This is a genomic window from Brevibacterium sp. (genome assembly GCF_052105255.1).
Lineage (GTDB): Bacteria > Actinomycetota > Actinomycetes > Actinomycetales > Brevibacteriaceae > Brevibacterium > Brevibacterium linens_B.
The window spans coordinates 1-23,308 of record NZ_JBQDYQ010000006.1 but is presented as its reverse complement, the minus strand read 5'-3'; the positions used below and the strand labels follow the sequence as shown (position 1 = coordinate 23,308).

The following is a 23,308-nucleotide window of genomic DNA, read 5'->3' as shown; positions in this document are numbered from 1 at the left end:
ATGGTCGACAAGATGAGTCACATGCTCATTCCCTCACCTTTCTGCTCTGTCGGCGCACGCCCAGAATCCCCACTTGCGGCAACCCATTCTCCCGAGCTCGTCCGATGACCGCAGAGGCTCTCTCCCACGTCAGCGCTGCCGCTGGTTCGTTCCCCATCACCGCGCGTGGCACCCGCTCAGACCTGCCGGATTCCGTCTACGCCAGCCGTCGACGGATGATCCTTGCTGTTGCCCTGCAGATCGTGATCACCGTCTTCGCTCTGGCCATCGTCTACTCACTCACAAACGGCCCCGCGGCCGCGTGGATCCTCGTCTGGGGTCTGATCGATCTGTTCGCCGGCGGCGTCACTTCGGTGGGGCGGGGCGCGAGAACTGTGCGGATTCCGATCGTCGCGGCCTTTGCGGTCACCGGTGCAGTCTCCTTCTTCTCGGCTTTCACCTCGGCGGACGAAACCGGCCCCGCAGTGACGATCGCCGACGAGAACCGTGCGATCTTCCTGCTCGGGCTCTGGGGCACAGCAGCGGCCACCGCTCTCATCCGCGCTCTCATTCCCGTTCTTCTGCCCAAACGCCGCCTGCGCATCGTCACCGCGGCGAGTGGTGAATCGGAGAGGGCCGTGAGCGAAGCGGTCCTCAGTCCGCGGGCGAAGGCGGACAGCGACACCTTCGTGGCATCCGTCCTCGCCGAGGTCAGGCGCCGTGACATCGAACTCGTCGAATTGACCTTCAGCATCGATGCCGAGTTGCTGCGCCGTCTCAGTTGGGCGCTGCGCGATCGGGACATCGAACTCTATCTCCCGATCGTCAACATCGGCCTCGATCCGACTCGGGTGCAGACTCTGAGCGCGACCGACAGCTCGGGACTGCTCATCGCCCCGTCGAGGCCAGGACTCCTCGACCGAGTCGCCAAGCGAGTCTTCGACGTTGTCGTCGCCGGTTGCCTCGTCATCGTGTTCTCGCCCCTCATGCTTGCGGTGGCGATCGCGATCAAGATCTCCATGCCGGGACCGGTGTTCTTCACCCAGACACGGATCGGCCTCGACGGCAAGCCGTTCGAGATCATCAAATATCGATCGATGATCGTCGATGCGGATGCTCAGCTGACCGAGCTGCTGACCACCCAGGGCACGGCCACGCAGCCGTTGTTCAAAGTCGATTCCGACCCGCGCATCACTCGCTTGGGACACCTGCTGCGTCGGTCCTCGATCGACGAGCTGCCGCAGCTGTTCAACGTCGTCGGCGGGTCGATGAGCCTCGTCGGGCCCAGGCCCCAGCGCGACGGAGAAGTAGCACTCTACCGCGGCTCGGACCACCACCGCCTCGGCGTGCGTCCTGGAATGACAGGACTGTGGCAGGTCAGCGGCCGCTCGGACCTCGGCTGGGAGCAGGCGCGTGAGTTCGACCTCTACTATGCGCACAACTGGAATCTCAAGAACGATCTGAAGATCCTGCTGCGAACCTTCGGCGCAGTCGTGAGAGCGGCAGGCGCCCAGTGATCCGTATCGCGCACCTTCTGCATACGACCGGCATCGGCGGGGTCGAGACCTCTGCCGATCTCGTCTCCCGCAATTCCACCGCCTTGGACTACCGCGTCTTTGCCTTCGAGGAATCCGAGCCTGCGGCAGTGGCCGCCGACGTCGTGGGGCGTGGCGTGAATTCCCCACGGTCTGTCCTCGCGCTCCTCGCTCATCTGCGTCGCTTCCGCCCGGACGCCGTCGTCAGTTCTCTGTGGCGCTCCGTCATCGTCGGCGGTCTCCACCGGCTGCGGAATCCGCGGACTCCCTGGGTCGTCTACGTTCACAGCACCCGCTACTCGAATATTGCTGATTCGCTCGTCCACCGCCTTGCCTTCCGCTTCGCCGACCGCATTCTCTGTGATTCCGCGGCGACGCTGGACGCGCTGATCCCGCAACGACACAGGAGCCGCGCCGAGGTGGTGTGTCCGGATTCGGCACTGATCGGTCTCGCCCGGGATCGGGATGAGTCTGCTGACCAAGACGGTGCGCAAGACGGTCGCGCTCGATCATCTGAGGACGGCAGTGCCGCTGGTCAGCAGCCGACGCGGATCGTCTACTGGGGTCGTGTCGTCGACTTCAAGCGACTCGACCGCTCCCTTGAGCTTATGGCCGCACTCGAGGACATCGCCCCGGGAGCATTCACACTTGAGCTCATCTCCCCGGAGAGCGATCTGCTCCACGAAGCCCTTGAAACCGTGCGGCAACGTGAGCTGAACGTCAGTTGGCTGGGCTCTGGCTCGGCCGAGTTCATCCTCGACCGCGTCGCGAACGCTTCATTCTTCCTGCAGCTCAGTGAGTTCGAAGGCCTGGCGATGGCTGTCCGTGAGGCACTCGCTCTAGGCCTCGTGCCCATCGTCACTCCCGTCGGAGCCATCCGCGAATACACCGAGGACGGGCTCAATGCCCTCCACGTCGTGGGCGAGGAGAGTAAGAAGACCGCCAACGGCGCCCATCGGTCCGAAATCCCTGCAGACACCTTCGCCGAGGTGGCCCGCCGGATCCTCGATCTCAGCACAGATCCGGATCGCTTGGCCGCTATGTCCCAGGCGGCCCGCGAGGTGCCCAGCGGTGACTTCACCGAAAAGTTCGAGACCGCGTTGCTCTCTGCAGTGGGCGCAGCCTGGGCGCAGGCAGGCTCGACGGACACAGCCGGGACCAAGTCAGGGCAGGAGACGAGATGAACCATCGCACGTTCCCCAGCCCGGTTCAGTTCCTGCTCATCGGTCTCTGCGGGTTCGCCGTCGTACTCGCGCCTCTCGTGCGCAGCATTCTGCCCGAGCGGTTCCTGCTTGACGATCTGCACCTGCAGAATGCCATCGATGATCCCGGCTTCGCACCGGAGGACGGCTCTTTCCATGTGCTGGCACAGTTCTACCGTGCCATCGGGCTCGAATCTTCGCCGGCGTTGGCGAGCACGGTATCTATGCTCGTCCTCGTCATCTGCCTGCTTCTGGCCGTGGACTTCGGCCAGTGGGACCGAGCCGGACTCATCGGTGCTGGTCTCCTCGTCCTCACTGTGCTCCTCGGGTTGGCCTACCTCGCCCAGTTCACAAAGGAGTTCGTGTCCCTGCTGGTGGCGCTTGTCGTGCTGCTCGCGCTTCGGGTACCCAATGGCATCGTCCGTGCGGTTCTCATCGTCGGTGCCTGCCTGACCTATGGAGCACTCGTGCGGCCGTACTGGACCTTGGTGGCCGCTCTGATTCCGGTTGTCTATTTCGTCCTGCGGCGGATCAGACACCCGCTGATGCTCATCCTCGCTGTCGTCCTTGCCTACATCGGGCTGGCCATCGCCTTCCAGATCTTCCGTTCTGAGCCCTTGGGAGCCACACGCTCATGGGTGAATTCGGGACGTACCGAGAGCCCTGTCGCAAGCATGATCACGAATCCCGACTTCGGATCCTCCGCCGTGGCCGGAGTGGTTTCGATCCTGGTGGTCGCCTTCTTCCTTCTCGTCCCGGTCCCGCTGCTCGCCATGGGGTCGGCTTACTACCTCGTGGCCGCGGTTGCCATCTGCCTGCTGTGGACGGTCGTCGTGATCGCTATCGTGTCCGGTCGCGCCATGCGTGATTCGAAGACGGCGTGGATCGCCTCGGCGCTGGTGTCGCTGTTCCTGATCTTGGTCATCTTCGAACCGGACTACGGCTCATACCTCAAACACCTGACCCCATTCCTGCCGTTGTTCCTCGCTCTCATCCCGCTTCGGAAGACGCCTCCTGAGGGGGAGCAGCGGGAAGTGTCCACACGCTCCACGGCGGCTACCGGCCGCAGCGAAACAGAGAGCCCCGTGCGGAGCGGTCGAGCCTTCGGCCGTTCACATGAACTCGTGAAGGGACCAAACCGATGAAGATACTCCACATCACCGATGCGGCTGCCGGTGGGGTCCTCTCCTCGATCTCAGCACTCGCACGCTCACAGGCCGCCGATCCTCGCTACGAGAAGGTGGCACTGCGATACACACCGCGCTCGGACTCCCCGGGACACGAGGCCATCGCCGAGATCATGGGGCCGGGCGTGGAACTCGAACGGTGGTCGGCCACGCCACGGTTCGCCGTTGCCGGTCTCGCTCGCGGACTCCTGGCTGAGCTTCGTCGGGACTGGGATGTCATCCACCTGCATTCGTCGAGGGCAGGGTTCCTCGCACGTGTCTTCGCGACAGTGCTGCCGACGCGTGCGCTGCTCGTCTACAGCCCCCACGGTTTCGCGTTCAACCAGATCGAGTTCTCTCCACGAGCAGCTCGGATGTTCCTCACGATGGAGCGGCTGGCTCTGCGCGGCGGTCGTGACCTCGTGCTCGTCTCGGGCTCGGAGGCCGCAGTTGCGAAGCAGAAGCTGCCCGGCTCACGCACGGCGGTGCTGCCGAACGCAGTCGACGATGTGGCCTTCGCGCCCGCCGACCGGCAGCCGTCCTCGCACGACGGTCCGCTCGAAGTCGTCCATGTGGGGCGGATCCTGACGCAGAAGCGCCCTGAGCACTTCGCCCGCATTGCGGCGAAGGCTGCGCAGGAACACCCCGGACGGTTCTCCTTCACCTGGATCGGTGACGGCGATCGCAGTCTGCTCGCCGACTGCCAGGACATTACGATCACTGGCTGGCTGACCTCGGACGGCATACGACGCCACCTGTCGCGAGCTTCGATCCTGCTCTTCACCTCGGCGGCGGAGGGGATGCCGATCTCCCTCCTCGAAGCGGCGAGCATGGGTGTCCCCACTGTCGGAGCCGATGTCATCGGCGTGCGCGATCTCATCGATCACGGCGTTGACGGAATGCTCTTCGACACCGTCGATGAGGGGGTCGCGGCCCTGAGTGAACTCACCGACGATGAACGACGCGGCCGCCTTGCCGCTGCCGCTAGGGCACGGGTCGAACGGGATCATTCCCAGGCAGACCTGGCTGATCGCTCGCTGCGGATCTACTGCGACTTCATCGCCCCCGAACCAGCGGTCCGACAGACGTCGGCCGCCGACAGTCCCCATCTCAACGGGGAGAACCCGACGGAAACCCTCGCCGTCACCGACACAGGAAGAAGGTCAGTATGAACGGCCAACAGATTCTCAGGATCTTCGTCATCAGGCGGTGGTGGATCGTCGCCTGCGTGATCATCGGAGCGATCGTCGGAACCGCGCTGGCATTCACATTGCCCAGAATCTATGACGCCCGGTCCCAGGTCATCGTCTCGGTGTCCGAAGATTCAGGAGTCAGCGCTGCGGAATCAGCGACGTACATCGATGACCGGATGCCCACCCTTCTCGAGATCAGTCGATCCGTCGACTTCGCAACCGAAGTGGCCGATGCGAAGGGTATCGATCGCAGCGCCGCAGAGATCCGTGACGGACTCGATGCCACGGTCGTCCCGGAAACCACGGTGATCGAGATCCACGCGAGTGATCGCGATGCCGCTCAAGCGCGAATCCTGGCCGACCAGGCCGCTGAGATCATGTCCAGATCCTTCGTCGCCGACCAGCTCGGTGCCGACAACGGCATGGACGTCTCAATCCTGCAGAAGGCCGAGTCCGACGGTGCCGCTGTCTTCCCTGACGCTCAGCGATTCCTTGTCTTCGGGGCATTGGCCGGCCTCGTCCTCGGGCTGATCGTCGCGCCGATCAGGCACGGATTCGACCCCCGAGTGCGCGATAACTCAGACATCCCCGCGATCCTCGGCGCCGAACTGTTGGCGGTTCGGATGGCCAAACCAGGACGCTCGATCCGCCGACGGATCTCCTGCGGAGGGGCGGCGACCTCGATCTCCGGGCTGCTCGCGCGCCTCGGGTTGATCGGCCGCTCCCGGGGAACCGCGAATCTGACCCTGTGCGGGGTCGGGGGAGTCGGCAACGAGCTTGCCGCTGACATCGTCGAGACCGCGGCTGCGAGCGGCATGAAATGTGCTCTCGTCTCGGCCGATCCGAAGGCCCTGAACACCGCGCACTACCGGGAATTGTCTCAGGTCACCGGGATCAGCGTCGTCGACGTGAACTCCGGTGGCGGAACGCTGACAGTGCGTGGTCTGCGTGCAGCTCTGTCATCTCCGCTCGAGCATTTCGACCTCGTCGTCTTTCTGAGCACGGATCTCGCAGCTCATCCCGAGACCTGTGGCTTCCTCGAGCTCTCAGACCTTGCGGTCGTCGTCACCACCGAATCGCCCGAGCGGGCCGATCTGCGGGCCACACAGGAACTGCTGCGTGCCAGTGATCTTCGTGCGGCCGGATTCGTCCTCGTCGACCCGCCCGCACGAGGCAACCGCGCCCAGGAGCCGAGGAACGACCTCGGCGAGGACCTGGGAGACCGGGACAGCGCGTCTGCCGCAGACGACATGGTCACGGAGGGACGTGCAGGCGAGGGCCCCGTCACCGAGGAATTCGACATGATCACGGCGCCGTCGGCCGATTCTGGCCAGGACACGGCTTCACTGCGACTCCGCCGGTCGCGCAGCACAGAAGGAGAACTGCCATGACACGCACCTATTGGCCCCGACGACTCTCTCGCCTCGGCGTGCAGAGGAACTCGTCCGTCACGCGCTTCTTCGTGCTCGGGCTCATCGACATCTTCTCGCTCATCATCGCCTGGGTGATGATCGTCAAGTGGACGGCTCATGCCGAAGGGCCGACTGCTCTGGCGGTGCTCGGCTCGATCATCCTGTGCCAGCTCGTCATCGGGTCTGCGCTCTCGCTCTACCGCAACCGGTATCCGATCGGGTCGGCACTCGAACTGCGCCGGCAAGGAATCGGTGCGCTCATCGTCACGGTCCTCGGCACCGTCATCGCAGCCGTGTCCGAACTCAATTACGAACTGCCATGGTTCCTGCTCGCGATGCTCACCGCTCAGGTGCTCATGATCGCAGGCAGGCAGGCACTGCGGATGTGGCTTGACAGCCGGTTCCGACCGCAGAGCGGCCAGCATGTGGTCGTTGTCGGCGCCGGCGAGGCCGGCAGCGCCCTGATCTCACAGATGCTCGGCGACCCGAACAGCGGCTACATTCCCGTGGCGCTGGTCGATGATGATCGGGCAAAGTCGAAGTCGGTCGTCCATGGTGTCAAGGTCAGCGGCAACATCGCTGACATTCAGTCCGTCGTCGACGACCACGGGGCCGACGGCGTCATCGTCGCGATCGCCCAGGCCCCCGCCGAGGTGTTCGCCGGTCTCGTCGCCCACCTCGATCTGAGCCGGACCTGGGTACGGACGATCCCGTCGCTGGCCGACCTGCTGTCCGGAGACGTCGAACTCGCAGGAGTGCGGGATCTCGACGTGGCCGATCTCATCGGTCGTCAGGCGATCAGCTCAGAGCCAGAGCAGATCGAATCGCTGATCAGCGGAAAGACCGTGATGGTGACCGGTGCCGGAGGATCGATCGGCTCTGAGCTCGTCCGCCTCATCTCCAAGCATTCGCCCGGTCGGCTGATCATGCTCGACCGCGACGAATCTGCTCTGCACTCCCTGTGCCTGAGCATGGACGGCCGGGCGCTCATGGATTCGGAGGACCTCGTGCTTGCCGATATCCGCGATGTCGATGCGCTGACCGATGTCTTCGAGAGCACTCGACCGCAGATCGTGTTCCATGCCGCAGCGCTCAAGCACCTGCCGATGCTCGAGCGCTACCCGGCGGAAGGGTGGAAGACGAACGTCCACGGCACGCTCAACGTGCTCCGCTGTGCCGAAGCAGTCGGCGTCGAACGCTTCGTCAACATCTCCACCGACAAAGCAGCCAGCCCGAGCAGCGAACTGGGACGCTCGAAGTTCCTCGCCGAACGTCTCACCTCGCACTTCGCCGAGGAGACCGGACGCCCCTATGTCAGTGTGCGATTCGGCAATGTGCTGGGCTCGAGGGGTTCGGTGCTCATCTCCTTCGCCGACCAGATCCGCCGCGGAGCTCCGCTGACGGTGACCCATCCGGAGGTGACCAGATTCTTCATGACCATTCCCGAGGCCTGCGTGCTCGTCCTCAGCGCAGCCTCGGAGGGTCGACCGGGAGAGACCATGGTCCTCGACATGGGACAGCCCGTCAAGATCGTCGACATCGCACAGCGGATGATGACGATCGCCGGACGCTCGTGCCCGATCTCCTACACCGGTCTGCGTGAAGGGGAGAAGCTCCACGAAGATCTCTTCACCCCTTCCGAAGGAGCACAGCGGACGGAGAACGGCCGGGCCTGGCACGTGGCGATCGCGGCACTCGAGCCCGCGTTCCTCGACGGGCCGCAGGCGGAACGGACCGACATCCGCGAGGCCTATGAGAGCTATGTCGTCGACGCACCCTCTGTTGTCGAGGCCGCGGTTGCCGAGGAGCAATCGTCGGCGGCTGCGGAGGCTCCCGCGCTTCCGGCACCTTCAGCGGATATCGCCCACAAGCCCACCGCGCCCGCGCAACCCGTCGTGTCCGTCAATGCTGCCGCCCGCCTCGGCGATGGCATCCCGATGCTCAAGGAGAAGATCCGATGAACGAAACCATTCCCCTGTGCGTCCCCTCCGTGGGGATCGCCGAAGAGGCCGCGGTGTCGATGGCACTGCGTTCGGGGTGGGTCGCCCCGGCCGGACCCCAGGTCGACGCCTTCGAGGCCGAACTGGCCGAACTGACCGAACGGCCGGCGGTGGTGAGCGTGAGCTCGGGAACGGCCGCCCTCCACCTCTCCCTGCTGGCCGCTGGAATCAGCGCCGGCGACGAGGTGGCGGTGGCAACACTGACCTTCGCTGCCACGGCGAACGCGGTGGCCTACATCGGAGCGACTCCTGTATTCATCGACTGTGATGAATCGGGACTGATGTCGCCCGAACTGCTGCGCCTGGCTCTGAGCGAGAGGGCGGCCGCAGGCCGTCCGATCCGCGCGGTCGTGCCCGTCGATGTCTACGGTCGACCCGTCGATCATCCTGCCATCGCCGAGGCGGCCAGGGACTTCGGTGCCATCGTCGTCGCGGATGCGGCCGAGTCCATGGGGGCTCGGCTCGGAGGGCGCCCCGCGGGATCCTTCGGGGATTTCGCCGCGCTGTCCTTCAACGGCAATAAGATCATCACCACATCCTCGGGCGGAGCGGTCCTGTGTCCGGACACAGACGCCGCCGAGTACGTGCGCTATCTGGCTACACAGGCGCGCCAGCCTGTGCCTCATTACGAACACACGGAGATCGGGTACAACTACCGACTGTCGAACATCCTGGCCGCTCTGGGCTCTGCACAGCTGGCCAGGCTGCCTGAGATCCTTCGGGCCAAGCGGTCCATCTATGAGGCCTATCGGAGCATGGCGGAGAGACTCGACGGCGTAAGCGTCCTCGATGCCGCCGAGGGCAACTGCTGGATGAACGCGCTCATCCTCGACTCCGAACAGGATGCTGCAGAGATGGCTCGAAATCTTGCCGAAGTGGGGATCGAAACCCGCCCGGTGTTCAAGCCGATGCATCTGCAGCCCGTGCACTCGGGCAGCGACCCGTCCTATATCACGGGGCGGGCCGAAGGCCTGTTCCGTCGCGGAATCGTGCTGCCTTCGAGCACCGACCTGAGCGCTGAGCAGATCCACCGTGTCACCGATGCCGTCACCGCCGCCTGCACCTCAAGGAGCCGAGTGTGAAGACAGAATACTCACGTGCCTTAGTCATCGCCCCTCACCCCGATGACGAAGTCCTCGGTGCCGGAGGCACGATGGCGGCACTGGCCGCCCACGGCTGCGAGGTCCACGTCCTCGTGGCCTCGCAGGACATGCCTCCGCTGTACCTTGCTGACACGGCAGAGAAGATCCGTGCCGAAGCGCAGAGGGCGCATGCCGCACTCGAGGTCAAGACCACCGAGTTCCTGCCGCACCCTTCGGTCGAGCTCGCGCGGATGGGCGTTGCCGAACTCAACTCGGGAATCCAGGAGGCAGTCGACCGTCTCCAACCGGATCTCGTGCTCGCCCCATTCCCCGACCGCCATCTCGACCACAAGGCTGTATTCGAAGCCGCAATGGTGGCGACGCGGCCTGTGGGCTCGGGTCTCGGAATCGCAACGGTGGCACTCTACGAGACGATTTCGGAGACCCACTGGAATGCTCCGCACATCGAGGCGGACTTCACCCCGGACTGGTTCATCGACATCTCGGATCACATCGATGCCAAACTCTCGGCCTTCTCCGCTTACGCCTCCCAGGTCCAGGACTATCCCGGACCGCGGTCCCTGCGCGCGCTCGAAGCCTTGGCGACCTTCCGCGGCAGCCAGGTCAGCCTCGAATTCGCGGAATCCTTCCATACTGTACGACGCATCACCCGCGCCGAAAGCTGGCGGAACGCATGAGGCTCAAAGCCGGATTGCGTGGGATCGGCGGCGATGCTTTGGCCGTCGGACTCGGCCAACTGGCTGCCTTCATCTACCCGATCATCAGCCTGCCGATGCTGACCAGACTGCTGGGGGTCAACGCCTTTGGTCGTGTGGTCATCACGGTTGCCGTGCTGCAGCTGCTCGTCCGTCTCTGCGACTACGGATTCTCTGTCAGCGCGGTGCGCAGGATGGCGATGGCCAAGAGCGAGCGCGAACGCTCGGAGGTCATCTTCTCCACCCTGCTCGCCGTTGTTCTGCTCTGGAGCACCGGGGCCTGTGTACTTCTGCTTGCAGTCTCGATCATTCCCTCAATGCGCGATGACTTCGTGCTCTACCTCGTCGGAGCGGTGGTCATCCTCGGCGGAATCGGATTCCCCTCGTGGCTGCTGCAGGGACTGCGTCGGCTCCGGCTGTTCGCGGTGATCACCGCGGTCTCGCGCGGGCTGGCCCTAGTCGGTCTTGTCCTGACGGTGCGCAGCCCAGACGACATCGAGTGGGCGATCGCCTGGCAGTTCGCTCCGCCGACGATCGCGACCCTCATCGTGTGGCCGATCCTCGCGCCTCGGGCTGTGAAATGGGCGGCGCCCAGCCTGAAGGCGGCACGCTACGCACTCACGGATGGCAGGCATCTCTTCCTGTCCTCCCTCGCCCAGAGTCTGATGGGGTCGGCACCCGTCGTCGTGCTCGGTCTCATTTCGACCCCCGTCCATGCCGCGCACTACGGTGCAGCGGAACGCTTCGGCAATGCTGGACGCGGCGTCCTCTTCACCGTCACCGATGCGCTGATGCCACGGATGGTCGACGCTCGCAATAGGAATTCCCGTGGCGCGAGCTCACCCGCAGTCATCATGTCAGCGATCTTCACTCTCTTCGCGGCCGGAGGGATCGTCCTCCTCATCGCAGCACCATGGTTCGTGCCCTGGTACCTGGGCCCGGGATACGACGATGTCGTGCCGACGACTCAGATCATCGGCTTGGCTCTCGTCGCCAGCGGCGGGATCGCCGTACTGATGCTCGACCTCAACTCGCAGCGACGTTATTCGCAGACCGCTGCGGCGATGATGTGCGGGGCCATCGTCCACATCATCATCCTGGTGCCGATGGCCATGGCCTTCGGAGCCATCGGCGCGGCATGGGCGCTGGTCCTCGGTGAGCTCTTCATCACCGCAGTCCTCTTCGTTCTGCGATGGCGGGGACGCAAGCCGGGGACTGACACCCCCGAGATTGCAGACAATCCCGAGCTGGCTGACGCCCAGCCCACGAACCCCAGAAACAACGACACTGAGAAGGAGCCTGTCGATCATGACGCTTGAGTCCATGACGCCGCAGCAGATCACCGACGCCACACGTAATCGGGCGGTGACTGTCATCGTGCCCGCCTACAACAGCGCCAAGACTCTTCCGCACACCCTGGACTCGCTGCTCGCGCAGACGAATGCGAACTTCAGCGTCCTTGTCGTCGACGACGGTTCGGAGGAGGAGATCCTTCCCCTCCTGCCCGAGGATTCGCGTTTCCTGGGGTACCGCCTCCCGCACAATCAGGGATACGCTGCGGTGACCAACCATGCTCTCGATATGGTCGCCAGCAGGTGGGTGATCTTCGTCGATTCCGATGACACGATCGAGCCCGAATGCCTCGACATCCTCGTCGAACGGGGAGAGAAGGAGAACTCCGATGTGGTGGTCCTGCCGCTCAAGGCGATCGAGCCCTCCGGCGCGACAAGCATCGGACCGTTCGTCGACGTCGAATCGCCGTTGCCCGCGAACGAGGCGCTGCGCCTGTTCATCGACGGTCGACTCCTGTTCAACCAGCATCTGCTGTTCCGACCGAATCATGTGCGGTCTAAGGACAACACCTACAGCGACCTCAGCTTCACATTCAATCTGCTGAGCACCGTAACGACGGTCAGCTTCGAACCCCGCCCGATGTACAACTACTTCCTGCACGCAGGGTCGGTCACCGCTGAGCTGCGTCCGACGATCTGGGACCTCGCCACCGTGCTGGGCGACATCGAGGATGCTCTCAATTCCGTCTACTCGGGACGGGCTGCCGTGGAGACGATGCACCGTATGCGCTGGATGCAGCTGAACTACATGATCAGCAAGGCTGCCGGGGACACCGAGTCCCCGCAGCTGCGCTCGGACGTCTATGACTGGTGCAGGAAGGAGATCCGGTTCTCCCACGTCGTCGATGCACTGAGGACCCGGCATACCGGTCGGGGACTCTCCTTGGCACTTGCCAGGACGAGTCCTGGGGTCCACAGCATGGCATATCGAATGCGCAGCAGACTCAAAGAGCGTGCGGAATGAGAGCTCGTCCCGCACTCACCCGCCGACGCGCTCTGCTCGGAGCGGGAATTCTCACGCTGGCGCCCTTCGTGGCCTCATGCGGGACCGGGTCGAGCCCGGTCGGGAGGATCGGTTTCACCCTCAGTGCTCCACAGCCCGGCCTGCAGGACTTCGAACGTGACGTCCGACGGGTCAGAAAGCTCGGTGCCGGGTGGGTGCGGTTCGGTGTTGTCGGTCACCAGGTGCTGAGATCCTGGTCGGACCAGGGGAAGGTGGTCTTCGACCCCGACCGGCTGTCGGCCTACGACGAGGCCTTCGACCTCGTGGACTCTCTCGGCCTGGGCGTCTGTCTGCTCACCGTCGACGGCGCCCCTGCCGCAGGCAACACCGACGAGTACTTCGAGACCATGGATCAGTACTGGAGTACTCTCAGCCAGCGCTTCGGTTCAAGGACTTCGGTGTGGCAGGTCTACAACGAGGTCAGCGACACCGACTTCAGGAGTGCTGCCGCGATCACCGGCGACTTCGATGAGTATCTGTCTGACCTCGACGAGGCCCTCGGCGTGGCCAGAGAGTCGATCCATCGGCATTCGCGGGATGTGAAGATCACAACAAGCGCAAGCGGCTATCCGGTCAACGATGAGAGGGAGGCGGACTGGCTGAGATTCTTCTCCGGGGTCCGGAAGAATCTCGATATGAGCACGATCAATCTCTATCCGGTGGTCTCCGACGAGGCGATCTCATCCCTGCCGGAGCGACTGAGACGGTTGGAAGACTCTGCCGGTCTGCCCGTGTCGGTGGGGGAATTCGGGCTTCAGACCGGCCCGGAGCTCTATACGGAAGACCAGCAGGTCGAATCGCTGACCAAGTCGATCGATGCCTTCTCACGCACACGAGCCGATCCGGTCTTCGTCTACAGGCTGCGCAACGACGGAGCACACAACGATGACGGCTTCGGACTCTATGAAATCGACGGCAGCCCGAAGTCCTCAGTCCCGAAGGTCGCCGCCGCCATCGCCGATCACTACCCGAACGGATGAGCGATGTCACCGCCGTGCGAAGAGCGTCGCTGGGGACGCTATCAGAGGGAACTGCCCCAATGGGCGGCGACTGTGAAAGGTCGGTCGTGATGAATCTGCATTCCGACCGTAGAGACGATGATGAAGATCTGACGAGGAGTGACGTGTTTTCCGACAGCTGGACCAACCCCGGCGGTGCATCCACAGCCGGTGGGGTCCCCGGTGCCGAGACCGGCCGGGGCAGCAGCAAGGATGCAGCTGATCGAGACAGCGACGGTCGGGACGAGGTGATCCGGGACCTGCGCGAGTTCGTCAGCCGGCTGGGCCTGAGGGAATCGGCGAGGGTGTCGAAGGAGCAGATCGCACAGCTGTTCGAAGCCAGCGCCGGACGATTGAGCCTGGCACGCACCGTCGTCGAGGTGCTCAGGGATGCTCCGCTGCCCACGGAAATGTCGCTGAGAAGCTTCGCCGACTACATCGCCACGTTGACGCCGACTCCGAACCTCGGTCTGGCAGAGGGCGACATTCGTTTTGCGACGATGTTGTCGCACCTGAGCGCCTTCACCAAACAGACTGCGCTGTTCGCAATCGCCTCGGTGCCATCGGTGACGGCCGACGGAGGCGGTTCGAAAGACGCCGAGAACATTCTCATGAGACTGCGGATGTCGGGGGTCGTCGTGAGTGCCGGTGAGATCGACGACCGCCAGCATCTGCAGATCCCTGGGCTTCTGGCGGCGAAGCTGCGTCACGATTTCGAGGATGCCGATGGTCATGGAGAGGCGATCGAACAACTCTCCGCCGCACTGCTCGACCAGCTCGAGAACTCGCAGTCGACCGATCCGGCGCTGCTCGCAGACGCCCTGATTCTGGCTCGACAGGCTCGGCTGTGGTCGACTTTGGTGAGGGCCCAGGAGGCCTTCGGGCTGTCGACATTTCTGCTCGTCCCGCAGGCGAGCTGCACGGCATTCGGCTCTCTGCCTGCTGAAGCACTCGATGCCGAACCCACTCTCAATTTCTTCGCGATGATCGCCGAAGGGCTCAGAGATCGGTTGGAAGACGGCATCGACGAGAAGCGAGTGCGAGATGCTCTTGTCGCTGCCACCCACCCCGGACAGCTGTGGAAGCATTTCCCAGGACCCGCCTCGGCGAAGGTCGAATCGGAGCTCGACGGCCCGCCCCCGGTGCAGGGCGAACGAGCCGGCTACTTTGCGGTGCTGCGTCGGATCGTCGACCTCTCAGGCGAGGGCAGACACCCCGAGGCGGCCGCGCTCGGACTCGACTGGTCGGCCAGACCGGCGGGCAGGCGGGCCCACCTCGTCATCAGATTCATCACCGCCGTGTCACTGTTCCACGCATCCGATCCGCGCAGGGCGCTGTCGATCCTCCACGAGATCGAAACTCCCGCACGTGACAATCACATCGACGGCGACTTCCTGCTGCCGGCGATCATGGCGTGGTCGGCTCTGGTGGCGGTCCACTGCGGTGATCACGACACCGCCGACGACTACCTCACGCAGCTGACAGACGGCCCGTGGTTCCCGCTCATCCTCGACGAACTGGTCCATCCGGCCCAACACATCGCCGCGGCCAAGAGAGCACTGGATCGACTCGACCTCGATCTGGCGCGGGAGGAATTCCGCGCACTGGCCGATTACCCGGAGAACAGGTCGTTGTGGGTGTTCCTGCCGGTGATCGGTCGCATGATCGCGGTGCTCTCTGCGGCGACAGAGTCCGGACTGCTCTTCGCCAATGACGATGTCGAGAAGCACCGCGGCGGCCCCGAGACGTCCGCGACGGGTGCTGACCTGCTCAGCGCCAGCCGCGGCATGGTCTTCATCGGCCTCGGCCGACTCAAATTGGCCGAACTCGAACTCGCCCGGATGTCCTCGCTCTCCGACGAGCGCATTGTGCTCTCGGTACGCATCGAGCTTGTCGCCGGCCGCTATGAGAGCGCGATCTCGCTGGCCGACACCTGGTTCTACAATGAGGTGCTCACGCCGCTGAGGAGAGCGGAACTGGCGGCGATCAAGGCGGCTGCCCTGCTGCGGGTGGGCAGGGTGAGCGACGCCGTCGCCGAATTCGGCACGGCCGTCGGCCTCTGTTCCTGGGTGGGATCACTGCTGCCGCTGGCGTTCCTGCCGCAGCAGGACAGGATTGATCTCATCGACCTGACGACCTCCTCTGCGGTGTGGGATGAGATCAATCTGGCCTTCGCCGGATTCTTCCGCAGCCGTGAGGAATTCATGGACCGTCTGCGTTCGGTGGGCGCGATCTCGGTTCATCACGCCTCGCTGCCGCAGCTGAGCGCGGCGGAGACCCAGCTGCTGGACTGCCTGGCTGAGGGACTCTCGATCGCACAGATTTCGAGGGAGCTGCACCAGGTCACGGGGACTGTGAAGAACCGGCTCTCGGCGCTCTACCGGAAGTTCGGCGTATCGAACAAGGCCGAGGTCATCTCGCGGGCTCGCTCGATGGGATTCATCATGCCCGCGTGATGGCGTGGGCAGGCGTGGATCCGACCGACCGTCGCTGCACTGTGTCCTCCACCAGCAATGGCGCGAGTCGTGCTGCCAGATGGATGATCCGATTGACGCTCTCTGCGTGCCAGACGACAGTGCCGTCGTGGTTGAAACCGGACAGCAGCGGGCCGAGGACATAGATGCCGGGTGCGGTGCGGAAACTGCAGTCCGTGGCCAGGCCCGCGCCGGAGCACGACGTCGTGGCGACACCGGAGCGCAGAAGATTCTGCAGGAGCGGGGACCTCGACTCGGACACGGCTTCGAAGCCGGTGGCATTGACGATGACGGCGTATTCCTGCGGCAGAGGATCCGAGCCTGTGCGCTCGGCGTCCTGGTTCCGCACGGAGACAGTGAAGAGGCCATCGCGTTGGATCGCAGAGACGAAACGGCCTGATTCGAAGGTCACCGTGGACTCACCGGAAGCCGCGTCGAGGAGATCGATGGCGTCCCCACCTGCTTGGCGGAGCAGATTCGAGATGCGCAGTCCATAGGTTCCCGCCATCTCAGCGAGCTCTGTCTCGTCCATGTGGCCGATGACCTGGCCGACGGAGTCCATGATCGCCGATACCGTCGCCTTGTCGGTTCTGTGCGCGATTGAGTCGGTGATATCGGCTTCGACGGCCAGAGAGAACTCGCGTGCAGTGGGCTTGACCCCCTCGTCTATTCCATCGAGAAGGGCCTGCACGGCACCGAGCTCCGGTCTTTCGTCGGGACGTTCGTGTCGCCAGTAATAGGGGCGACCGCGGGGCGAGAGGGCGGACAGCGAGGCTCCGGTCGATTGTCTCAGAGTCGAGGAAGCGAGGACGAATTCCAGGGCGTCGGCATTGCCTCCGACGACGAGAATGCGACGCTGCTGACTCGGAACCGACTCAAGATGTTCGCCGATGCCGGCGATCACGTCTTCGATCGTCGGCGCGTGGATGTCGTCGACGTAGCCGCACACCTGTTGGTGCGCAGGCTGTGCCGAACTCGATTCGCACGTCTCAGCACTGATGGACAGTGCCCTGACCGGTGGCGAGCCGACGGACAGAACAGTTCTCAGCGCGCAGACTTCGATAGTCGAGACTCCGTCTGAGCTGAGAACATCTCCGCGCAGCACGGCGCTGCCATCCTCTTGAGGAATGACGTCCGAGATTTCAGCGGTGAGGTAGTCGACGGAGGCTGCATGCCTCTCGGCTGCTCGCCGGATCGCCGATTCCGCCTGACTCCGCAGATAGCGTCCGTACAGTCTGCGTGGGAGGTAGAGATCTTCCCACCGACCGTGCCGGATGTCATCACCGTGGCGATCCAGCCAGTCGCGGTCGAGTTTCGACGTCGCGAGGATTGCGTCACGGTGTTCGTCGAGCCAGTCCTTGAAGCTGATGAGCTCGGAGTGCGAGAGGAAATCCGAGAGCTTCGTGATCAGCAGTGATGACGGGCCGGACCTGTGACCATAGGGGATGCCGGAATGGAATTGGCTGTCGCGATCGATCACGGTGATGCGGATCGGATCGGAGCTGGACTCCAGGTGGTCGAGGATCTGCAGCAGGCAATGGGTGCCTGATGCTCCGGAACCGATGATTGCTATATCTGTAGTGATCACGGATATACGTTAGTCCTGCCCCGCCGAAGCTGCAATGTGCTCAACTAACTCGTTCACCGGCACCTGCTCCAGGCGTCACCGGCACCTGCTCGAGGCAGTGACGGGCCCGCGCTCACGCCGTGAACGGCCCGCACTCACGCCGCCACGAGGTCCCGCCGCCTGAACCCCAGCCCACCCAACCCCACGAGAACCGCGGCGGTCACAAGGAAGCCGAGCACCGCCTCGGCGGACAGATTCTCTGACGGGTACTGGCCGATGTGGGTGAAGATCGAGGCATCGAGGACCGCCTCGTCGAGTTGGAGCATCGAACCGAACAGGGCCAGGACGGCCGAGGCGGCGAAGACGATCCAGCTCAGCCCCATCAGGCGGGGCGCGAAACCGTAGAGCAGATAGGACAGTCCGAGGAGAGCCCACACCGAGGCGGTCTGCGCGAGGTGCCCGAGCACCGTGGGTCCGAGCAGGCCCCAGTCACCCATCGAGGTGGCCGCACCGATCCCCTCGCCGAGGCCGGCGAGCAGCATCAGCCAGGCCGACCCCAGCAGCGTCACCCCTGCCCACGAGAGCATCCAGCCGGTGCGCGAGACCGCAGTCGCCAGCACCGGCTCCGTATGGAAGCCCTGCTCCTCACCCCGGAGTCCGCCGGCGGCGATGATCGCGTAGACGGAGACGATCATCGCGAAGTACAGGGCCATATAGCCGAGGTAGCCGTCGACGATGCCCGAACGTCCGCCCATGATCGCCAGGATCTCCTCGGGCATTCCATCGGCACTCTCGTCCATGGCACCCGTGAAGGAGCCGAAGATCGAACCCATGACGAGCAACCCCACTGACCACCAGAGGAGCCCGGAGCGCTGCAGACGGAAGGCGAGGCCGAAGGTGGTCGACAGTCCCCGCCCGGCATGAGCACGGCCGAGGCGCTCGGCGACGATGCCGGCTCCCAAATCTCGACGGGACTGCAGGACGAGTGCTGTGATGACGAGGAGAAGGAACAGACCTGCCGCGAACCACAACGGCCACCACCGGTCGAGGGTGAACGGTGCGGTCTGCTGCGCCCAGCCGAGGGGAGAGAGCCAGGACAGCCAGTCAAGGTCTCCTTGACCTACGGCAGACATATCGCCGATCCCGCGGATGACGAAGCTGGTGGCCAACACGGCTCCGGCCATGCCCGAGGCGGCCCGGGCGAACGCACTCAGCTGGACCGTGACCGCGGCGATGCCTGCGAACACGCATCCGACGACGCCGATGCCGATGGTGAACAGCAGGGTTGAGGCCAAGGAGTCCGGTTCGGCGTCCGAGAACTGGAAGGCAACGGCCATGAGCGCGGCGACAACGGCGTTCATGATCACCGTGAGGACGAGGGCGGCGATGAGCTGGGTGTGGCGACCGATGACATTTGCGCGGACCAGTTCGGCCCGACCAGTCTGCTCCTCGGCCCTGGTGTGCCGGGAGACCGTCATGATCGACATCAGCGCGGTGCCGATCATGAGGAAGACCCCGTACATGCCGACGATGAAGCGTGGAACGCTCACGTCATCGAGCCCGTATCCCGGCCCGGTGATGAGCGCCATGACCGGATTCTTCGCGAACACCGTCATGTCCTGCAGCGAATCGGCATCCATGACCACGGCGATCGCATTGGCGAAGTACGCCGTGAGTGCGGCGAGGCCGAGCACCCAGAGGGGCATCCACAGCCGATCCCGGCGGAGCATGAAGGCCAGCAGTCGTCCCAGCCCCGTGAGATCTCCGGCGCCGAGGCGGCCGCTCGGTTCGCGCTCATGTGCCCCACGGTGCCTGCCCGGTGTTGCCGACAGCAGATTCATGACTCCTCGCCCTTTCCGTAATGGCGCAGCAGGAGCTGTTCGAGGGTCGGGGGAGTGGCCGTCAGCGATTCGATGTCGTGCTCGCCGAGGGCCCGCATGATCTCGGGCAGGTGCGCGGTCTCGGCACTGAAGTGCAGCTGTGCTCCCTCGCGGACGAGGTCGTGGATTCCCGGCATCGTCGTCAGGGCGGGGATGTCCCGCTCGATGAGGACCGTGATCGTCGTCCGCGCCAGGTGCCGAAGATCCGACAGCGCCCCGGACTCGACGATCCGACCGGCCCGGATGATCGAGACACGGTCGGCCAGCGCCTCGACTTGGGCGAGGATGTGGCTCGAGAGCAGGACTGTGCGTCCCTCGGCTGTGGCCTCCCTCATGCACTCCTGGAACACGGCCTCCATGAGCGGGTCGAGACCGGCGGTGGGTTCGTCGAGGAGGAGCAGATCGACGTGCGAGGCGAGTGCGGAGATGAGGGCGACCTTCTGCCGGTTGCCCTTGGAATAGGTGCGCCCCTTCTTGCGCGGGTCGAGGTCGAAGCGTTCGATGAGTTCGTCGCGTCGGCGGGTGTCGACTCCGCCCCGCAGCCTCGCGAACAAGTCGATCGCCTCCCCGCCCGAGAGTCCGGGCCACAGCTCCACGTCACCGGGGACATAGGCGAGCCGTCGGTGCAGGGAAACGGCTTGGGACCAGGGGTCCTCGCCGAAGAGTCGTGCCCGTCCCGAATCATGGCGCAGAATGCCGAGGAGGATCCTGATGGTCGTGGACTTTCCCGCCCCGTTCGGACCGAGGAAGCCGTGGACCTCGCCGGCCTCGACCTCGAGGGTGAGTCCATCGAGGGCGCGGACGCGGCCGTAGCTCTTGACCACCTCGGTCATGGAGATCGCCGCGGAGGCGCTCGCCCGGGAACCTGTGTGCGCCGTCGGCGTGGTCTGCGCGGTCATGGTCCGTCATCTCCCACAGGGTCTGTTGTCGATCGTGGATGCGGGGTGGGGGAGTCGGCCTCGGCTGTGGCCCCAGACTGATCGGGGACGGTCTCGAGGACTCCGTTCATATAGAGGTCGAGCAGGTGAGGTGCCAGGCGCGTCATCGTCGCGGTGACGTCGCCGGTGCCGAGGTTGGACCTCAGGCGCTGGTCGAGGATCGACGGCGCCAAGGCCATGACGGCGATCGTCGCCGCCTGTCCACGGCTGTCCTCGCTCCGGCGGAAGGTGTAGCCGGCGAAGCCTTCGACGAGGTAGCTCTCGACGAGGTCGACGTAGTGGTCGAAGTAGCGCTGACCGTGTTCGCTGGGGTCGAGCAGGGACTTGACGAGGTAGTCCAGCGCCGTCCTCATCTCCGGGTCGTCGAACATCATCTGCACCGCCATCACCGCGTAACCGGCGTTCTGGGCCTTGGACTCGGAGATCGTTTCGAACACGTGGTCGTCGCAGGCGGTGCGCAGGGCCTCCTTCGATCCGAAATGGTGGATGACCAGGCCGGGGGAGACTCCGGCAGCTGCGGCGATGCCGCGCACGGTCGTCTTCGTGAACCCGTGCTCGGCGAATTCCCTGACCGCAGCGCTGAGGATCCGCTGCGCGGTCTCCGGGGAGGAATTCGGGGAGCGAGTGGGTTGTGAGTCCGGCTTTGTTGAACGCATGTTTAATATTAAACACGTGTTCAACCTACGGCGTCAAGAGTGGAGCCGAATGTCCCTCGGCTGTTCCGCCGGGAAGTCTGCTAGGGGTTCCGCCGAGAAGTCCGCCGGCGAGTTCTGCAGCAAGTTCCATGTCGTAAAGAGCCCATTGACGTACAACCATATGGTTGTATCATAGGTGCATGAAGGTTCTTCACGATGATCAGGTCGATGCGATGTTTCACGCATTGGCCGATCGGACACGGCGTGACATCGTGCGCCGGATCATGGTCGAGGGGCTTTCCGTGTCCGAACTGGCCGCCGATTACGATATGAGCTTCGCTGCCGTCCAGAAGCACGTCGCTGTGCTCGAACGTGCGGGGCTGATATCGAAGCGACGGGTCGGACGGCGTCAGATGGCTCAGGCCCAAGTGAGCTCGATCCGCTCTGTGCGGGACATGCTCGAGGAGCTTGAGGGCATCTGGCGGTCAAGAGTGCAGCGGATCGATGAGCTGCTGGCTCGTGAGGGATACACCGATACCAACGACGGTACTGGGGACGATCACACCATCGTGGCCGCCCACAACGATTGAGGAGCAGCAATGCCTCTCACCGAGACATTCCATGACGAAGACACAAGGACCCTGACGCTCATCGCCGAGTTCGCGGCCCCGCCCGAACGCGTGTGGGACATCTACGCGGATCCGCGCCAGCTCGAGCAGGTCTGGGGCCCGCCGACCTATCCCGCGACGGTCGTCGACCACACGCTCGATCCCGGCGGCAGAGTCACCTACTACATGACCAGCCCCGAGGGGCAGAAGTTCCGCGGGCTGTGGGAGATCGTCTCGGCGGACCGGCCCAACCGCCTCGAGTTCCGCGACTACTTCGCCGACGAGAGCTTCCAAGCCGTCGAGTCGATGCCCGGCAGCACGAACATCTACACGTTCGCCGCGAGTGAAGGCGGCACCACGGCCACCTATGAGTCGGTATTCGATACAGCAGAGGGTCTCAAGACCGTCCTCGAGATGGGTGTGGTCGAAGGATCCGCGGGAGCGATCAACCAGATCGACGAACTGCTCGCCAAGAGCTGAGCGGCGCGATTTCGCCTCGGGATCACCGCCTGCCCGAGGCTACCGGTTCTCGACCTGCGCCTGCATCGAGCGCCGCGGGGCCTCGGGCTTGACCGGGATGATGAGGATGAGGCCGATGAGCAGGACGATGAGGATTCCGAGGGTGCCCGCGCGCTGGAACCCGAAGATCATGATGGAGGCCGCGAACATCGCAGGTCCCAGGAAGCTCACGGCTCGTCCGGTCGTGGCATAGAGGCCGAAGTTCTCCCCGGCCGATTCCGGCGGAGTGATGCGGGCCAGGAACGACCGACTCGAAGCCTGGACCGGACCGACGCAGAAGCTCAGGATCAGGGCGCAGGCCCAGAACACGGCCGCCTCGGCGCTGAAGAGGATCGGCAGCCCACCTGCGATGATGACGATGAGACCGGCGATGATGACGGGTTTCGGCCCGAGCCGATCGTCGAACCACCCGGCGATCATCGCACCGGCACCGGCGGCGACGTTCGCTGCCACACCGAGGATGATGATCTCCGAGGCGGAGAACCCGTAGCTGCCGGCGGCGAGGACCCCTGCGAAGGAGAAGATCGCGGCCAGGCCGTCCCGGAAGACCGCCGAGGCGATGAAGAACCGCAGCGTCTGATGCTCGGTCGACCACATCCGGACCAGACGACGCACGAGGCCCGCATAGTCGGAGACGAAGGCGCGGATCGGGTGTCCGCCCGAGGTGCCTTTGGCCTTCGCACCGGGAGCCGAGAACAGGACCGGGATCGCGAAGATCGCAAACCACACCGCCGAGAGCACAGCGACGATGCGGAACCTCAGTCCCTCCTCGTCGCTGGCTCCGAGGAAGCCGACCTCGGGCTGGATGACGAGGACGAGGAGGATGACGAGCAGGACCAGCCCGCCGACGTAGCCCATGCCCCACCCGAATCCCGAGACCTTGCCGACGTTGTCGGGATTCGTGATGCGGACCATGATGCCGTTGTAGGACACCTCGGCGAACTCGAAGAACACGCTGCCCACGGCCAGGAGCAGCAGACCCAGCCACAGGTACTCGGGGGAGTCGCGGACGAAGAACAGGCCGAACATCGTGAGCACGACGATTCCGG

19 protein-coding genes are annotated in these 23,308 nt (G+C 64.4%); 14 read left to right on the top strand and 5 right to left on the bottom strand.

Annotated features, from left to right (window positions below; translation table 11 throughout):
* The first annotated feature begins 104 nt into the window (after nt 1-104).
* From ACTIIH_RS03460 to ACTIIH_RS03405, 12 genes are all read left to right on the top strand, one after another.
* Nucleotides 105-1,496 carry a sugar transferase gene (locus tag ACTIIH_RS03460; RefSeq protein WP_125188487.1) on the top strand — a complete coding sequence of 464 codons (1,392 nt, stop codon included), beginning with the start codon at nt 105-107 and terminating at the stop codon, nt 1,494-1,496.
* Nucleotides 1,493-2,698: a glycosyltransferase family 4 protein gene (locus ACTIIH_RS03455; protein ID WP_441450475.1), complete on the top strand. Its 1,206-nt coding sequence runs from the start codon at nt 1,493-1,495 to the stop codon at nt 2,696-2,698. The genes ACTIIH_RS03460 and ACTIIH_RS03455 overlap by 4 nt, the downstream gene beginning before the upstream one ends.
* Entirely contained in the window at nt 2,695-3,861 is a 1,167-nt protein-coding gene (locus ACTIIH_RS03450) for a hypothetical protein (protein ID WP_101583487.1), read from the top strand. Before ACTIIH_RS03455 ends, ACTIIH_RS03450 begins: the two co-directional genes overlap by 4 nt.
* Nucleotides 3,858-5,054, top strand: a complete 1,197-nt coding sequence (locus ACTIIH_RS03445) for a glycosyltransferase (protein WP_009881813.1) — start codon at nt 3,858-3,860, stop codon at nt 5,052-5,054. Before ACTIIH_RS03450 ends, ACTIIH_RS03445 begins: the two co-directional genes overlap by 4 nt.
* Nucleotides 5,051-6,466, top strand: a complete 1,416-nt coding sequence (locus ACTIIH_RS03440; RefSeq protein ID WP_441450473.1) for a YveK family protein — start codon at nt 5,051-5,053, stop codon at nt 6,464-6,466. The genes ACTIIH_RS03445 and ACTIIH_RS03440 overlap by 4 nt, the downstream gene beginning before the upstream one ends.
* Nucleotides 6,463-8,448 (top strand): polysaccharide biosynthesis protein, encoded by a 1,986-nt coding sequence (locus tag ACTIIH_RS03435; RefSeq protein ID WP_009881811.1) that lies wholly within the window; start codon nt 6,463-6,465, stop codon nt 8,446-8,448. Before ACTIIH_RS03440 ends, ACTIIH_RS03435 begins: the two co-directional genes overlap by 4 nt.
* Nucleotides 8,445-9,569 (top strand): aminotransferase class I/II-fold pyridoxal phosphate-dependent enzyme, encoded by a 1,125-nt coding sequence (locus tag ACTIIH_RS03430; RefSeq protein WP_441450471.1) that lies wholly within the window; start codon nt 8,445-8,447, stop codon nt 9,567-9,569. The genes ACTIIH_RS03435 and ACTIIH_RS03430 overlap by 4 nt, the downstream gene beginning before the upstream one ends.
* Nucleotides 9,566-10,267, top strand: coding sequence for a PIG-L deacetylase family protein (locus ACTIIH_RS03425; protein ID WP_009881809.1), 702 nt, complete (start codon nt 9,566-9,568; stop codon nt 10,265-10,267). The genes ACTIIH_RS03430 and ACTIIH_RS03425 overlap by 4 nt, the downstream gene beginning before the upstream one ends.
* Nucleotides 10,264-11,604, top strand: coding sequence for a lipopolysaccharide biosynthesis protein (locus ACTIIH_RS03420; RefSeq protein ID WP_009881808.1), 1,341 nt, complete (start codon nt 10,264-10,266; stop codon nt 11,602-11,604). Before ACTIIH_RS03425 ends, ACTIIH_RS03420 begins: the two co-directional genes overlap by 4 nt.
* A complete protein-coding gene (locus ACTIIH_RS03415; protein WP_441450470.1) occupies nt 11,594-12,601 on the top strand; it encodes a glycosyltransferase family 2 protein in 1,008 nt (335 codons plus the stop codon). Before ACTIIH_RS03420 ends, ACTIIH_RS03415 begins: the two co-directional genes overlap by 11 nt.
* Nucleotides 12,598-13,620 (top strand): hypothetical protein, encoded by a 1,023-nt coding sequence (locus tag ACTIIH_RS03410; RefSeq protein WP_009881806.1) that lies wholly within the window; start codon nt 12,598-12,600, stop codon nt 13,618-13,620. Before ACTIIH_RS03415 ends, ACTIIH_RS03410 begins: the two co-directional genes overlap by 4 nt.
* 143 nt (nt 13,621-13,763) lie before the next feature.
* On the top strand, nt 13,764-16,094 hold the full coding sequence (locus ACTIIH_RS03405; RefSeq protein WP_441450468.1) for a response regulator transcription factor: 2,331 nt from the start codon (nt 13,764-13,766) through the stop codon (nt 16,092-16,094).
* Here the strand turns inward: ACTIIH_RS03405 and ACTIIH_RS03400 are convergent.
* The 4 genes from ACTIIH_RS03400 to ACTIIH_RS03385 form a co-directional block, all read right to left on the bottom strand.
* A complete protein-coding gene (locus ACTIIH_RS03400) occupies nt 16,081-17,700 on the bottom strand; it encodes an FAD/NAD(P)-binding protein (RefSeq protein WP_441450466.1) in 1,620 nt (539 codons plus the stop codon). The genes ACTIIH_RS03405 and ACTIIH_RS03400 overlap by 14 nt on opposite strands.
* Before the next feature lie 134 nt (nt 17,701-17,834).
* Nucleotides 17,835-19,520 carry an ABC transporter permease gene (locus ACTIIH_RS03395; RefSeq protein ID WP_441450464.1) on the bottom strand — a complete coding sequence of 562 codons (1,686 nt, stop codon included), beginning with the start codon at nt 19,518-19,520 and terminating at the stop codon, nt 17,835-17,837.
* The gene (locus ACTIIH_RS03390; RefSeq protein ID WP_441450462.1) at nt 19,517-20,458 is read right to left on the bottom strand and encodes an ATP-binding cassette domain-containing protein; all 942 of its coding nucleotides are present in this window, start codon (nt 20,456-20,458) and stop codon (nt 19,517-19,519) included. The genes ACTIIH_RS03395 and ACTIIH_RS03390 overlap by 4 nt, the downstream gene beginning before the upstream one ends.
* The gene (locus tag ACTIIH_RS03385; protein ID WP_441091342.1) at nt 20,455-21,153 is read right to left on the bottom strand and encodes a TetR/AcrR family transcriptional regulator; all 699 of its coding nucleotides are present in this window, start codon (nt 21,151-21,153) and stop codon (nt 20,455-20,457) included. The genes ACTIIH_RS03390 and ACTIIH_RS03385 overlap by 4 nt, the downstream gene beginning before the upstream one ends.
* A gap of 179 nt (nt 21,154-21,332) precedes the next feature.
* Here ACTIIH_RS03385 and ACTIIH_RS03380 point away from each other — a divergent pair, with 179 nt between their 5' ends.
* Together ACTIIH_RS03380 and ACTIIH_RS03375 are read left to right on the top strand one after the other, a co-directional pair.
* Nucleotides 21,333-21,722, top strand: coding sequence for an ArsR/SmtB family transcription factor (locus ACTIIH_RS03380; protein WP_441091341.1), 390 nt, complete (start codon nt 21,333-21,335; stop codon nt 21,720-21,722).
* A 9-nt stretch (nt 21,723-21,731) separates the two neighbouring features.
* Nucleotides 21,732-22,220: an SRPBCC family protein gene (locus ACTIIH_RS03375; protein ID WP_441450460.1), complete on the top strand. Its 489-nt coding sequence runs from the start codon at nt 21,732-21,734 to the stop codon at nt 22,218-22,220.
* Between the two features lie 39 nt (nt 22,221-22,259).
* Here the strand turns inward: ACTIIH_RS03375 and ACTIIH_RS03370 are convergent.
* The coding region (locus ACTIIH_RS03370; RefSeq protein WP_441450458.1) for an MFS transporter at nt 22,260-23,308 on the bottom strand (1,049 nt) is incomplete at its 5' end.

What these genes read in the sequence shown, in the direction of transcription:
- ACTIIH_RS03430 (WP_441450471.1), top strand. Translation starts at nt 8,445, where the DNA reads ATGAACGAAACCATTCCCCTGTGCGTCCCCTCCGTGGGGATCGCCGAA.
- ACTIIH_RS03375 (WP_441450460.1), top strand. Translation starts at nt 21,732, where the DNA reads ATGCCTCTCACCGAGACATTCCATGACGAAGACACAAGGACCCTGACG.
- ACTIIH_RS03390 (WP_441450462.1), bottom strand. Translation starts at nt 20,458, where the DNA reads ATGACCGCGCAGACCACGCCGACGGCGCACACAGGTTCCCGGGCGAGC.
- ACTIIH_RS03380 (WP_441091341.1), top strand. Translation starts at nt 21,333, where the DNA reads ATGAAGGTTCTTCACGATGATCAGGTCGATGCGATGTTTCACGCATTG.
- ACTIIH_RS03385 (WP_441091342.1), bottom strand. Translation starts at nt 21,153, where the DNA reads ATGCGTTCAACAAAGCCGGACTCACAACCCACTCGCTCCCCGAATTCC.
- ACTIIH_RS03420 (WP_009881808.1), top strand. Translation starts at nt 10,264, where the DNA reads ATGAGGCTCAAAGCCGGATTGCGTGGGATCGGCGGCGATGCTTTGGCC.
- ACTIIH_RS03395 (WP_441450464.1), bottom strand. Translation starts at nt 19,520, where the DNA reads ATGAATCTGCTGTCGGCAACACCGGGCAGGCACCGTGGGGCACATGAG.
- ACTIIH_RS03460 (WP_125188487.1), top strand. Translation starts at nt 105, where the DNA reads ATGACCGCAGAGGCTCTCTCCCACGTCAGCGCTGCCGCTGGTTCGTTC.
- ACTIIH_RS03410 (WP_009881806.1), top strand. Translation starts at nt 12,598, where the DNA reads ATGAGAGCTCGTCCCGCACTCACCCGCCGACGCGCTCTGCTCGGAGCG.
- ACTIIH_RS03440 (WP_441450473.1), top strand. Translation starts at nt 5,051, where the DNA reads ATGAACGGCCAACAGATTCTCAGGATCTTCGTCATCAGGCGGTGGTGG.
- ACTIIH_RS03435 (WP_009881811.1), top strand. Translation starts at nt 6,463, where the DNA reads ATGACACGCACCTATTGGCCCCGACGACTCTCTCGCCTCGGCGTGCAG.
- ACTIIH_RS03415 (WP_441450470.1), top strand. Translation starts at nt 11,594, where the DNA reads ATGACGCTTGAGTCCATGACGCCGCAGCAGATCACCGACGCCACACGT.
- ACTIIH_RS03450 (WP_101583487.1), top strand. Translation starts at nt 2,695, where the DNA reads ATGAACCATCGCACGTTCCCCAGCCCGGTTCAGTTCCTGCTCATCGGT.
- ACTIIH_RS03445 (WP_009881813.1), top strand. Translation starts at nt 3,858, where the DNA reads ATGAAGATACTCCACATCACCGATGCGGCTGCCGGTGGGGTCCTCTCC.